The 14,254-nt window shown below is 26.8% G+C and carries 14 protein-coding genes; 2 read left to right on the top strand and 12 right to left on the bottom strand.

Annotated features, from left to right (window positions below):
- Positions 1-250: 250 nt before the first annotated feature.
- Positions 251-3,250: a hypothetical protein gene (locus AAHM97_RS01785; RefSeq protein ID WP_342269244.1), complete on the bottom strand. Its 3,000-nt coding sequence runs from the start codon at positions 3,248-3,250 to the stop codon at positions 251-253.
- 831 nt (positions 3,251-4,081) lie between these two features.
- Here AAHM97_RS01785 and AAHM97_RS01780 point away from each other — a divergent pair.
- Both AAHM97_RS01780 and AAHM97_RS01775 read left to right on the top strand, forming a co-directional pair.
- Positions 4,082-4,258 (top strand): hypothetical protein, encoded by a 177-nt coding sequence (locus AAHM97_RS01780; RefSeq protein ID WP_342269243.1) that lies wholly within the window; start codon positions 4,082-4,084, stop codon positions 4,256-4,258.
- Positions 4,259-4,300: 42 nt separating this feature from the next.
- Entirely contained in the window at positions 4,301-4,453 is a 153-nt protein-coding gene (locus AAHM97_RS01775) for a hypothetical protein (RefSeq protein ID WP_342269242.1), read from the top strand.
- A 52-nt stretch (positions 4,454-4,505) separates the two neighbouring features.
- Here the strand turns inward: AAHM97_RS01775 and AAHM97_RS01770 are convergent, their stop codons facing one another.
- From AAHM97_RS01770 to AAHM97_RS01720, 11 genes are all read right to left on the bottom strand, one after another.
- Complete coding sequence (locus tag AAHM97_RS01770; protein WP_342269241.1) at positions 4,506-4,793, bottom strand: hypothetical protein; 288 nt, start codon at positions 4,791-4,793, stop codon at positions 4,506-4,508.
- Positions 4,794-4,876: 83 nt separating this feature from the next.
- Positions 4,877-5,122, bottom strand: a complete 246-nt coding sequence (locus tag AAHM97_RS01765) for a hypothetical protein (protein ID WP_342269240.1) — start codon at positions 5,120-5,122, stop codon at positions 4,877-4,879.
- 76 nt (positions 5,123-5,198) lie between these two features.
- Positions 5,199-5,906, bottom strand: a complete 708-nt coding sequence (locus tag AAHM97_RS01760) for a hypothetical protein (protein WP_342269239.1) — start codon at positions 5,904-5,906, stop codon at positions 5,199-5,201.
- 137 nt (positions 5,907-6,043) lie between these two features.
- The gene (locus AAHM97_RS01755) at positions 6,044-6,235 is read right to left on the bottom strand and encodes a hypothetical protein (RefSeq protein WP_342269238.1); all 192 of its coding nucleotides are present in this window, start codon (positions 6,233-6,235) and stop codon (positions 6,044-6,046) included.
- Positions 6,236-6,447: 212 nt separating this feature from the next.
- Positions 6,448-6,810, bottom strand: a complete 363-nt coding sequence (locus AAHM97_RS01750; protein ID WP_342269237.1) for a hypothetical protein — start codon at positions 6,808-6,810, stop codon at positions 6,448-6,450.
- A 487-nt stretch (positions 6,811-7,297) separates the two neighbouring features.
- On the bottom strand, positions 7,298-10,318 hold the full coding sequence (locus AAHM97_RS01745) for a hypothetical protein (RefSeq protein ID WP_342269236.1): 3,021 nt from the start codon (positions 10,316-10,318) through the stop codon (positions 7,298-7,300).
- Between the two features lie 964 nt (positions 10,319-11,282).
- A complete protein-coding gene (araD, locus tag AAHM97_RS01740; RefSeq protein ID WP_342269235.1) occupies positions 11,283-11,975 on the bottom strand; it encodes an L-ribulose-5-phosphate 4-epimerase AraD in 693 nt (230 codons plus the stop codon).
- Positions 11,969-12,841, bottom strand: coding sequence for an L-ribulose-5-phosphate 3-epimerase (locus tag AAHM97_RS01735; RefSeq protein ID WP_342269234.1), 873 nt, complete (start codon positions 12,839-12,841; stop codon positions 11,969-11,971). The genes araD and AAHM97_RS01735 overlap by 7 nt, the downstream gene beginning before the upstream one ends.
- Positions 12,829-13,482 (bottom strand): 3-keto-L-gulonate-6-phosphate decarboxylase UlaD, encoded by a 654-nt coding sequence (locus AAHM97_RS01730; protein ID WP_342269233.1) that lies wholly within the window; start codon positions 13,480-13,482, stop codon positions 12,829-12,831. Before AAHM97_RS01730 ends, AAHM97_RS01735 begins: the two co-directional genes overlap by 13 nt.
- A gap of 9 nt (positions 13,483-13,491) precedes the next feature.
- Entirely contained in the window at positions 13,492-13,971 is a 480-nt protein-coding gene (locus AAHM97_RS01725; RefSeq protein ID WP_342269232.1) for a PTS sugar transporter subunit IIA, read from the bottom strand.
- A 1-nt stretch (position 13,972) separates the two neighbouring features.
- Positions 13,973-14,245: a PTS sugar transporter subunit IIB gene (locus tag AAHM97_RS01720; protein ID WP_342269231.1), complete on the bottom strand. Its 273-nt coding sequence runs from the start codon at positions 14,243-14,245 to the stop codon at positions 13,973-13,975.
- Between the last annotated feature and the right edge of the window lie 9 nt (positions 14,246-14,254).

Here is a 14,254-nt window from a genome sequence, read left to right as displayed (position 1 = left end):
TCAATAATGTTCTTATTAATTTTTATTCAAAAATTATTGTATATTTAAGTTTTTTATTATGGCAATTTAAAAAAAGTAAATTGAATATCATAAGAGAAAAACAAGGAATAAATTAGAAAATAAAATAAGAAAGGTTTAGGTTACTGAATTATACCTATCATATCTTATTTACTTCTATTTTTTATAAATATTATGTACCCCAGTAAATTAAAATTTATTTTGACACACAAAATAGGTAAATATTGCAGAACTAGTTCCATTGGTCAAATGTAAATGTTTTTAACGATGAGTATCTATAAGAATCAAAATTTGAAAGTTTTCCTCCAATTTTAACTGTAAAATCAGAAACACTTCCAGCGCCAGTTTGTAATTTAACAACAATATCATTGTTGTTAAAGGATGAAGAACCAACGTTAACCTCTTTAATTGCAAAAACTTTTTCTGTGTTAGAAGTATTTGATATAGATGAAATTAGGGGTCCAGATTTTCCAGGAAATTTATAACTAGCTTCTCCTTTAATATCTATAGTTGCATCCGGAGAATAAAACTCATCATTATTAGAAATTATACCACTATTATTAACATTAGTTGAATTGCCAGTATCAATTATTTTTGCATCTTTTTCAATTTTTAAACCCTTAAGATTATCAAATCCCAACGGATTCTCTAAAGATGAGCTTTTTGAAAATATAATTCCAACTGATTTTGGTGTAAATGTATAATCTGAATTAAGTTCAACAGAACCTTCAACGTTCACTTGACCAATAATACCTGTTGTAATTGTATTTATAAATCCAACACCCGCCCCAACAACCATAGATGTATGTATTTTAACGTTATTCATAAAATGAATTTCTTTATTTTCCGATATTCTTACACTATTAGCTTGTCAATCACCATATTGTTCACTTATAACACCAGATGATTCAGAAGAATTATCACTATTTGCAGTATAATTAACATTTCCTTTAAATAATACGTTTCCATAAATCTTGTTTGCTCAAGAAGCGGAAATAACCCCTCTTCCAGTTACATTTATATCGCCATCAAAGGTAACATCCCCTACCATATTTTGTGCATCATGAAATTTAAATGGTGACTCACTACCAGAGTAATTGTAACCATCGGCAAATTCTAAATTAGGGGCACTGTCTACTTTATATGTGGTTGAATAATAAACATCAATTGACCTATTTGTAGCATTTTTACTAACAAAATAATTTATAGAGTCAGAAGTTTGGTTGTTTGAAATTGCATAATTTCCTGAACTAGCATCTTTTCCAACGTATGTTCCATAATAAATATCTAATGTAAAACTTTTTACAACACTTGTAAGTGTTAATGTTACTTTACCTTGTTCTACGTCTTTTCCTTTTTGACCAATAAGCTTCATTTTAATATGATATCCATCAGCTTTTTTTTCTAAATTATTTTCAACTGCTAATATATCTGTTTTATCACTTGATATTGTAGCACCTTCTAGTTTAGCATTATCATCAGCAGAAACACTAAATGAGTCAAAAGAAAGATCTTCATCTGTTAAATGAATTGATTTAGATAATGTTTCTCCTTGATTTGTTGAGCCATCTTGGCCAGCATACGGAATTAAACCTCTTGTAAATGTTACATTATTAGCGGGTATAGGTTTTGATTTTGTATAATTAAAAATCGCTGTTGCACAACATACATTTCCAACATCATCAAAAAATCTAGAAACAAAATGGATTATTCCATCGTCAGCAACCTTATTTGTTAACTTATTAATATTTAAAATTAAATTACTATCATCAACAACTGAGATGTTATCAATTGAAAAAGCTGTTATTTTTGAAAATGATATTTTTGAATCTAAGCCTTTAAATATTTTTGCATTTTCTGATTTTTTAAGATCAAGGGTCTTAAGATTATTTCAACTATAATAATCTGTATTATCATCTGTAGGAGAATCACCTGCAATTGTTAATGTATCTTTATATTTATATCCAGCTTTTGTAATTGCATCTAAATTAGTTGATGTTGTAATAGTTATAGCTTGGGCATTGGGTGTTTCTGTTTGCCAATCACTAAATTTAGAAGATGATGGATATTTACTAGTATACCCTGTTTGAGCATCTGAGGGAGTATCAAATTGATCTCCTGCACTTACTCTATGCGCAATGTATTTAAAACTTTGATTTGCATAATAAACTGTTATGCCTGATTTAAAACGAATATCTATTGTAATATTACCCGATGCGTAACTTATCGATGGAGTTTTAAATTTAATATTAAGAGTAAAAGATTTGCTGTCTGATTGTGGAGAATAACTTGAAGTTGCTATAAAATCTGGGTCTTTACCACCACTGAAAGTTATTTTTGGCTTAGCAGCCTCTGTTTGAATATCGTTAAAAGGAATATCAGTGTCAAAAGTAACAATAAAATCAAAACCTGCACTTTCCTCCAAATTAATATCCTTTTTAGAAACTTTTGGTGTTATTGAAAACCTTTTAACTTTCTCAAAAGGATTAAAGGAAATATCTCCAGTGTTTGATGTGTAGTTTGCGGATGTATTTAATAATGTAAAAGTAACTATACCAAGTTTGTAATCTTCTTGACCTTCCTCTAATTTTGGCAATTGTGAGTAGTTAACATTAAGATATATATCTCCATTATCTTTAATATCACAACCATTCAACAAAAAATTAATGTCTATACTATTTTCATCTTCCGATTTCATATTAATTGAAAAATTTTTAAAGTTCATTTTTACAAATTCTTGATAATTAGATAGATTTCCTACTTTTATTTCAGGTTTAAGTGGGTCAATTGTTTTTTTATCAGTATCTCAACTAACTTTATATTGTGAAAAATCCCTAACACTTATATTAAATGTTCCTTCTTCAACATCTACAGTTGTTAAATTTGTAAATTTAACTGTTACTTTTGTAGTTCCATCACCAATTCCACTGATTTGAAGTGTTTGGTAATTTTTATTAGTTTCATTTGCTTGTGTATCAACAAATTTTGCAATTGCAGAATTATCTATAACAACACTACAATTTTTAGTATATCCGCCCTTTTCTAAATCTGCAAAATTTGCAATATTAACACTAACTGTTCCCCCAATAGTAACAGTGTAATCTGATTTTTCAAATTTAACATCATTTTTTACTTCTTTTTCGGGGTTTTTTGCTTTAGAACAAGATGCTAACATAGTTGTTGATGGAGCAAATAAACTAATCGAACTCAATAATATCATTAATTTTTTCATTTCTTAAACTCCCATAATCTATTTTTTTATATAAAATATATTTGTTTATAAATTGTTATAGTATAATAAATCATAATAAAAGAGTGTTGATAAAACTAACTACCTATATTATAATCCATCGGTTTCTATGTATGTCAAATTTTTACAAAAAATTATAACAAAGATAATATAGAGTGAATATGCAAATTTTTTTTATAAAAATTAATAAATATTCTTTATATCATATAATTATATAGTGTTTTACTATATTAATAGAGTACAATCCTATTCTAAAATTAATATATATTATATTGCATTTAAGAAACAATAATAATATTATCATAATAATTATAAGCTTTTTCTTGCAATCTAGAAAAATTATCATATAGTTATTTTTTAATATCAAAATATTGTAATAGACTTTTACATTATAATTTTATTGAGAAAATTTTTATTGCTAATTTTTATTATAAAAAAATATACAATACATCTATCTAAACTTAATTACACGTTATTCTAGATCACTAAATTGTATATTCGAGGGTATTATAAATTTCTATATAGAAAAAATAGATAATATTTTAACATAATTATACACACTATAACTGTAATTAATTAATATTCTTTTCCTTCTATTATTATCTTATAATCATTTTAAATTAAAGATTAAGATACATTAAACAATAATTAAATAATACATTTTTAATTTTAAAAAATTTTAGGTAACGTAGATTAGATCAATACTGATACGTATATGTAGTTAACGATCAATACATTCATGGCGAGATATCGTTATGAAAATAAACAATTGTAACTGGAATTTTAAAAGGTGCAAAATCACCTGTTTGTAATTTGGCAACAATAGTATTAATATCGTGTACAAATAAAGAGCCAACCTTAACCTCTTTAATTACAAAAATATCACCAGAACCTGATGGAAATGAGATAGATAAAATTAGCGGCCCAGGTGTTCCATTTGAATCAAACCTGGCTTCTTCCTTAATATCTATGGTTGCATCTGGAAAATAAAACCTATTACAATTACAAATTATAGCACTATTTTCATAATTTATGGTATCAGTTTTATCAATTATACTTGCAGACCCATTAATAGTTAAGCCTTTAAGATTATTAATTCCTGTATTTGGTAATGTACAAGAGTTTTTTGAAAAAATAATTCCAACATCTTTTGGAACAACTAAAGAAGAATCACCGTCATTTTAACCGATATTTACAGAACCAGCAACATTCACCTGACCAATGATGCCTATTATAATTATACTAATAAAAAAACACCATCACCAACATTTGCAGATGCATATATATTAACATCTTTATTAAATTTGATTTCTTTGTCTTCTGATATTCTTGTAGCATTAAATTTATTGTTTCCAAATTGTTCACTTATAACACCACACGCTTCTAAAGACTTGTCGTTATTTGCAGTATAATTAACATTTACTTTAAACAAGATGTTTGCATAAATAATGTTTGCATATGTGACAAAAATAACTCCTCGTCCGGTTACGTTTATATCTCCATCAAAAGTAACAGTTCCAAACATATTTGTCTCATTATTATATTTAAATGGTGATTCACTACCAAAATAATTATAACCATCAGCAAATTCTAAATTAGGAGCACTATCTATATTATGAATGTATGAATATCTAACATCAATCCTCTATTCGAAGCATTTTTACTAACAAAGTAATTTGTAGAACCAGAAGTTTCTGTGTTTGACGTTACATAATTTCCCGAACTAGCATCTTTTCCAACATATGTTCCATAATAAATATCGAATGTAAAAGAAATTTTAACATCTGCAAAATTAAGTGTTAATGTTACTTTACCCTGTTCTATATCTTTTTCTTGTTGACAAACAACTTTCATTTTAATATGATAATTATTATCTTTTTTTCTAAATTATTTTAAAATACTAATATATCTGGATTATAACTTGATATTGTTAATATTCTAGTTTGCTATTAACATTAGCAGAAATAATAAATGATTCAAAAGAAAGATCTTCATCTGTTAAATAAATTGATTTAGATAATGTTTCTCCTTGATTTGTTGGTCCATCTTGACCAACATACGTAATTGAACCTCTTGTAAATTTTAAATTGTTAGAAGGAAACTCATTTGAATCTGTATAATTTAAAATCGCCTTTGCATAACATACATTTCCAACCTTATCATAAAATCTAGAAACAAAATTTATTGTTCCCGGGGTTGTAACTTTTTCTGGTAGCTTATTAATATTTAAAGTTAAATTGTTATCATCAACAACTGAAATGTTATTAATTGAAAAAGCATTTATTTTTGAAAATGATGTTTTTGAATCTAAGTTTTTAAGGATTTTAGATTTATCTGCATTTTTAAGATCAAGGGTTTTTAGATTATTTCAACTATAATAATCTGTATCATCATCCGCAGAAGAACCAACTGCTTTTGTTAATGTATCTTTATATTTATATCCATATTTTGTGATGGCATCTAAATTGGCTGGTGTTGTAATAGTTATAGATTGGGCTTTGGGGTTTTCTACATTCCAATCACTAAATGCGTTAGTAGAATATTTACTAGTATATGTTGTGTCATTATCTGAGGGAGTATCAAATTGATCTCCACGGTTCACTCTGTATGTAATGTATGTAAAAACTTTGATTTGCATAATAAACTATAGAACCTGATTTAAAACGAATATCTATTGTAATATTTCCTGATGCATAACTTATCAACGGGGCTTTAAATTTAATATTAAAAGTAAAAGATTTGATGTCTGACCATGGAGAATGACTTGGAGTTGCTTTAAATTTCATCGCCACCGAAAGTTATTTTTGGTGACTCTGATTGGATATCGTTAATATTAATAATAGATTTAAAAGTAATAGTAAAATCAAGTCCCGCATTATCCATCAAATCAATATCCTTATTAGGATCTTTTTTTCTATTTCAAAACTTTGCACTCCCCAAAAGAAGTGAATAAAATATGTCCTTCATTTGATTTGTAATTTGCAAAGGTGTTTAATAATGTAAAAGTAACTGTTCCAAAAGTGTATGGTTCATTGGTATTATTAGCTGGCAATTGTAAATAGTTAATATTAAGGTATATATCTCCAGTATCTTCAATTTCGCAACCTTGTAGTAATTAATATCTGTACTACCTTCATCTTCTGATTTCATATTAATTGAAAAATTTTTAAAGTTCATTTTTACAAATTCTTGATAATTATATAGATTTCCACTTTTATTCTCGTTTTTAGTGTGTCAATTGCTTTTGTACCTTTATCTCAACTAACTTTATATTGTAAAAAAGACATAATAGTAATATTGAATGTTCCTTCTTCAACATCTATGGTTTCCAAATTAGTAAATTTAGCTGTTACTTTTGTAGTTCCTACCCCAATTTCACTAATTTGAAGTGTTTGGTAATTTTTATTAGTTTCATTTGCTTGTGTATCAACAAATTTTGCTATTGCAGAATTATCAATAACAACACTACAATTTTTAGTGTACCCACCTTTTTTTAAATCTGCAAAATTTGCAACATTAACGATAACTGTTCCTCCAACCATAACAATGTAATCTGATTTTTCAAATTTGACATCACTTTTTGTTGTTGATTTTTTACTTTAGAACAAGAACTAACATAGTTGTTGATGGTGCAAATAAACTAATTGAACTCAATAATATCATTAATTTTTTTATTTCTTCAACTCCCAATGTGGTATATTTATATGAAGATTGGAAAAATACCCAATTATAGTAAACGATATGTATAACAAGGAACAATTAAATTAATAACTATCTAAATATATTATTGTATATTTCTTCATATAAATCTTGATTTTCATAATAGTTTTTATATAGATGAGATAATGAATAAAATAAGACCAAAATGACCATTGCAAAATTAATTAACGACATACTATAGCAGATTATAATGATTACACTTTAAAAATAATGGGATGAACCACAATTTATATTCATTAGAAAAGTGAGATTAAACAATAATTGAATAAAGATTATCTACATTTTAAATAATTATATACATTTAGACTTTTAGTTCCATTCAGCCAAATTAAAAGTTGCTAATGATGAATATCTTGAAGGGGAAAATGTTTTACTTTTATCTCCAATTTTAAAGGTAAAACTAGAAATACTTCCAGCGCCTGTTTGTAATTTAACAATATCAACATTGTTATAACGATTTGTATTAAAATAATTAATATCAACATTGTTAATTGCAAAAATCTTAGAGGATTCAGATGTGTTTGAGACAGATGAAATTAGAAAACCAGGGGGGCTAAAAATTCCAGAAACAACGCCAACACTATCATCAAATTTTATGGTTGCATGTGGTGAATAAAACTCATCATAATTACAAATTATAGCAGTATTGTTAAGATCAAAATGGCTACTATAATCATTTATCAATACTCTATTTTTAATTTCAAGACCCTCAAGATTATCAAATCCCAACGGATTCTCAGAGGATGAACTTTTTGAAAATATAATTCCAGCCGGTAAATTTAATGTGTTTGAATCAAATGAAGACACAGTTATACCACCTTCAACATTTACTTGACCAATAATACCTGTTGTAATTGTATTTATAAATCCAATACCAGTACCAATATTTGTAGTTGCATATATTTGAATATCTTTCATGAAATGAATTTCTTTGTTTTCTGATATTCTTGCAGCATTAGCTGCAAAATCCCCATATTGTTCACTTATAACACCGCATGCTTCAGAGGAATTATCGTTATTTGCAGTATAGTTAACAGCCCCTTTAAATAATATATTTCCAATAACTCTATTTCCTCAAGCAACAGAAATAACTCCTCGTCCAGTTACATCTATATCCCCATCAAAAGTAACACTTCCAACCATATTTTGTGTATCGTGATATTTAAATGGTGACTCACTACCAGAGTAATTATAACCATCGGCAAATTCTAAATTAGGAGCACTGTCTATGTTGTAATCTGTTATATAATTAACATCAACTGATCTATTTGAAGCATTTTTACTAACAAAATAATTTACAGAGCCAGAAGTTTCTGTGTTTGAAATTGCATAATTTCCCGAACTAGCATCTTTTCCAACGTATGTTCCATAATAAATATCTAATGTAAGACTTTTCCCACCACTTATTAGTGTTAATGTTACTTTACCTTGTTCTACATCTTTTCCTTGTTGGCCGATAAGTTTCATTTTAATATGATATACACCATCTTTATTTTCTAGTTTATTTTCAACTGCTAATATATCTGTTTTATCACTTGATATTGTAGCATCTGCTAGTTTATTAGGATCATCAGTAGCAGAAACAATAAATGAGTCAAAAGAAAGATCATCATCTGTTAAATGAATTGAATTAGATAATGTATCTCCTTGATTTGTTGGTCCATCTTGGCCAGCATATGGAATTGAACCTCTTGTAAATTTTACATCGCTTGCTATTGGGGTTGATGCAGAATAATTAAAAACCGCTGTTGCACAACATACATTTCCGACTTCATCATAAAATCTAGAAACAAAATGAATTGTTCCTTCAGTTACTTGCTCTGTTAACTTATTAATATTTAAAGTTAAATTATTATCAGTACCAACTGAGATGTTATTAATTGAAAAAGCTTTTATTTTTGAAAATGATGTTTTTGAATCTAAGCCTTTAAATATTTTAGCATTTTCTGATTTTGAAAGATCAAGTCCGTTAAGATCTTTTCAAGTATAATAATCTTTATCATCTGCAGAAGAACCACCTGCAATTGTTAATGTATCTTTATATTTATATCCAGCTTTTGTAATTGCATCTAAATTAGCTGCTGTTGTAATAGCTATAGATTGGGCTGCAGGCTTTTCTGTTTGCCAATCACTAAATGCATGATTAGTAGATGATGGATATTTACTAGTATATGCTGTGACATCATCTGAAGGTTTATCATATTTATCTCCAGGACTGACTCTATTTGCACTATATTTAAAGCTTTGATTTGCATAATAAACATAAACGCCTGATTTAAAACGAATATCTATTGTAATATTCCCTGATGCATAACTTATCGATGGGGTTTTAAATTTAAGAGTAAGAGTAAAAGATTTTCCGTCTGATCCTGGAGAATAACTTGAAGTTGCTGAAAAATTAGCATCTCTACTACCACTAAAAGTTATGTTTGTTTTAGCATCATTTTTCTGGATATCACCAATGGCAGGGATATCATCTTTGAAAGTAATAGTAAAATTATAACCTGCACTTTCCTCCAAATTAATATCCTTATTAGGATCTTTTGCTATTGTAAAACTTTTCACTCCCCCAAAAGGATTAAAGGAAATATCTCCAGTATTTGATGTGTAATTTGCAGAGGTGTTTAATAATGTGAAAGTAACTGTGCCAAGAGTGTATTCTTTTTGTTCTTTACCCAAAGGTGGCAACTGTGGATAGTAAACATTAAGATATATATCCCCATTTTTTTCAATTTCACAACCATTTAGCAATAGATTGATATCTGTAGCACCATCATCGTTTGATTTCATATTAATTGTAAAATTTTTATAGTTCATATCAACAAATTCTTGATAATTTTGTAAATTTCCTACTTTTATTTTTTGATCTGTGGGTTTGATTGTTTTTTTGTCTGTATCTCAAGTAACTTTATATTGTGAAAAATCCTTAACAGTTATATTAAATGAGCCTTCTTTAACATCTATGGTAGTTAAATTTGTAAATTTAACTGTTACTTTTGTAGTTCCAGCACCAATTCCACTAATTTGGAGTGTTTGATAATTTTTATTAGCTGTATTGTCTTTTGTATCTAAAACTACATTTTTTGCAATTGCAGGATTATCAATAATAACACTACAATTTTTAGTGTACCCAGCTTTTTCTAGATCTGCAAAATTTGCAACATTAACGCTAACTGTTCCTCCAACCATAACAGTGTAATCTGATTTTTCAAATTTAACATCATTTTTTACTTCTTTTTTGGGGTTTTTTGCCTTAGAACAAGAAACTAACATAGTTGTTGATGGAGCAAATAAACTAATTGAACTCAATAATATTATTAATTTTTTCATTTTTTATCCTTCTTTAGTATATTGTTGTAAATTATAGTTAACATATATTTTTAGTCTAATATGTGTATGGGCAAAACAATAAAATAAACATTATATATTTATATTATAATATATTTTCTTTATTTATTAGAGTTTTTTTTAGATTTTTTATAATAAATTGTAAAAAAAACTCTATAATTTTAAATGTTTCCAAATAATTTAAAGATTATTATTTAATATAGCCAAATAAATTACTATTGAAAATTAATATTTAATTTTAATCAAGAAAAATTTTAAACAAAAGAAAAATAATATTACTATTTTAACAAATTGTAAACCAAACTACCCAAAAACACAAATCAACTATAAAATATAATATATTTATCATTATTTATAAATGAACTTAAAATTTATTTCAGCGACTTAAGAGTAATAAATAGTTATTACTAAATTTAAACATTTAAGTAGATAACATTGTCAAATTATCGTCAAATACTATAAATCATTTGAAACCAATGTTATTATATCATTATCAAATATTAGATTTTCATATTTTACCCATAATTATAGTATTTGACTGTTAATTTTTAACGATGTAAAAATAAATAATATGTGATCTTTGAGATATATTTGAAATTTTTAATTAATATTTCATTGATAAGTGAGAAAAATCTAATATAATCAAAATAATTATAGTAGTTTATTCAAAAATGATGAAAAAAAATGATATTATTACATATTATTTATTATAATGCTTGGTGCTTTGTTTAAAATTGGATTTTTGTAAATAATTAGGTTAAAAATACAAAATAAGGAAGATAATGTATAAAAAAATACACTTAGCTTCCCTATTCTATGAAATCTTGAGTTATAAAATAAAAAGATATTGATGCTTAACAAACTATATTTATACTTAATATAGGATTAAGGAATTATTTATATTTTTTGCTAATAAATTCTTATTTCACAAAATAATTATTATACTCTATTTTTGACCATAATAAGATTTTTTACCATGTTTTCGAAGGTAATGTTTATCCAAGAGAGTTTGATTTATTTGGTTATTATTTTTATTTATAAGATAGGATTGAAATGTCATTTGGGCAACAATTTCTAAAACTTTGGCAATTTCAACGGATTTACCCGGAGAATCTCCAAATGTAAAAGGCCCATGATTATTACAAAGAATAGCAGGCATTATCTTAGGATTTAAGTTTCTTTTTATTAGGGTCTCATAGATAATTACACCTGTTTCGTGTTCATAATTTACAAATTGCTCTTCTAATAAATGCTTTGTACATGGTATATCTCCATAAAAATTGTCAGCGTGTGTTGTTCCGTGGGTTGGTAAGTCTATTCCAGCTTGGCATCAACTTGTTGCATAAATTGAATGTGTGTGACATATTCCTGCCAATTCTAAATATTTCTTGTACAAATAAATATGTGTTGGTGTATCTGTGGATGGGTTTAGTTTAGAATCAATCTTATTACCATTAAAATCAACAACAACCATATCTTCAGGGGTTAATTTGTCATACTCTACACCACTCGGTTTAATAACAACCAAATTATTTTTTCTGTCAATACCAGAAACATTACCTCAAGTAAATGTAACAAGCCCCATTTTAGGCAAAAGCATATTTGCATTATATACTTCTTTTTTAAGTTTTTCTAACATAATTCTCACCCAGTCTCTCTAAATATGTCTGTGATAAACTTTTTACTTTTATCTAAGTTATTGGTTGGGTCTGGAAAGTCTTCATATCAAGCCTCAATCAAAAAAGATCCACTATATTTTTTATCTTTTAAATACTTAAATATTTTTTTAAAATCTACACATCCTTCTCCAAAATTTACATTTTTAAATTTTCCTTTAAAATCATCTTTTACTTCTAGCGTGTCTTTGATGTGAAGTGCAACTATTTCTCCAAAGCCTTTTTCAAGTTCTATGATTGTGTTTTTTTTGTTTCAAGCAGATAGATTTCCCAGATCAGGATAAACACTAAGTCATGGACTTTGACAACGTTTTTTTAACTCTAAGTATTTTGTAATAGAATTTATAAATGGGTCGTCCATTATCTCAATAGATAAATTTACTCCATAAATATTTGCAAATCAAAGCCCCTCGTTTAATCCTTCAATAAATCATTTTTTGGTATTATCATCTTTTTCCTCGTAAAAAACATCATAACCCGCTATTTGAATTATTCTGATATTTAATTTGAAAGCTAATAGGATACACTGTTTTAACATTTCTATTGATTGCTTTCTTATATTTTCGTTGTGACTTCCTAGAGGATATCTTCTCTGTGCGGAAAAACAAATTGATCTAATGAAGATATTATTATTTTTACAAATTGATAATATTTTTTCTATATATTTATCATCCATATTTAATCTCATTAATCTTTTGTCACTTTCATCGATTGACATTTCTAAAAAATCAAATTTAGCATTACTTGCATATATTATCTTTTCCTCTAAATCACCAGGAGGTAATGCTTTTTCATAAATACCAAATAAGTTATTTTTTAAGATTTTCATTTTTCTTCTAAAGCCTCCTGAAATAATAGTGCTGCTTGTCTTGGGTTTTTACTATTTCTTATAGCTCTTCCAGCAATTATTATATATATTGGAAGATGCTTAAATAAATCAAGATCACTAATTTCAACTCCACCAGTTATAGTGACCTTGAACCCAAGGTCACAAAGTTTTTTTATTTTTTTAATATCTGACTTTTGTCATGTTCGGCCACTTGCTTGTGAATCTCGAGAACGGTGATAAACAACTTGTTCAACACCTATTTTTTTTCATTCAATTGCTTGTTCAAACGTTCAATATCCAGTTAACTCTATTTGTAATTCTTTATTGAATTTTTTTGTTTCATTAATTACACCTTGAATTGTAGCTATATCTGCACAACAAATAATTGTAATAATATCTGCTTTTTGTTCAAATAACATTTTTGCCAAAATGTTTCCAGCGTCTGCAATTTTAGCATCTCCAAGTATAAGTTTATTTTTATATTTTTCTTTAATTATACTAATGCTTTTTTTTCCTTCTGCTAATAATAAGATTGTCCCAACCTCAATTATATCAACAATTTCTCCTACATCCTCTAATATAGAAAGCGCTGACGTTAATTCTAGATTGTCCATAGCTATTTGTAATAATGGTTTATTCATTGTCTTCTCCTATCTTAAATATTTTTTATAGTCAATTTTATTGATAATATTTATTATTTCTTTTTTGTTATTTGCTTTGCATATTTGATTTACAATATTTGTATTTTCAAAGACGGCACAAATTTGTGGTAAAGCAATTTCAAGGTGATTTTTATCGTTTTTAGCACTAAATCCAATTAAAATATTTATTGGTTTATCATCAAAAAATACTGGTTCATCTAATGTTATTAGACTAAAAGCATTACCAAAGGAACCAAATTTTGGGTTTGCATGAGGCATTGCAACATTTGGACAAATAATATAATATGGGCCAAGTTTTATGGTGCTTGAAATTATTTCACTAATATAAGCATTATTAACGACATTATTTTTTAATAGTTTTTCAAAACACTTATTAATTGCATCTTGTCAATCATTTGCTTTTATTTTTACTTTAATGGTATCATTTTCAATTAAATAATTTAAAAAGTCAATGTTTGAATCATTCATCTTAAAATATATCCTTTAAAGCTTTTTTTATAGCATCACCATCTAATAAATTATCAAGACCAATTATTTTTGCTTTTGTATGTGTTAAATCAGACACTAGATAAGTAGAACACAGTACTATATCATATCCATTAACAATACTTTTAGCTTCAGAAATTGATGCTGTATCTACGCTTGCATTAAAGCCAAGTTCTTTGACAATGTTTTCAACTTTTATTTTTATTAACATTGAGCTTCCCATTCCATTACCACATGCACATAATATTTTTATCATAATTTTTTT

It is taken from the genome of Spiroplasma endosymbiont of Aspidapion aeneum (assembly GCF_964031045.1).
Taxonomy (GTDB): domain Bacteria; phylum Bacillota_I; class Bacilli_A; order Mycoplasmatales; family Mycoplasmataceae.
This window is presented reverse-complemented; position numbering and strand designations above follow the sequence as displayed.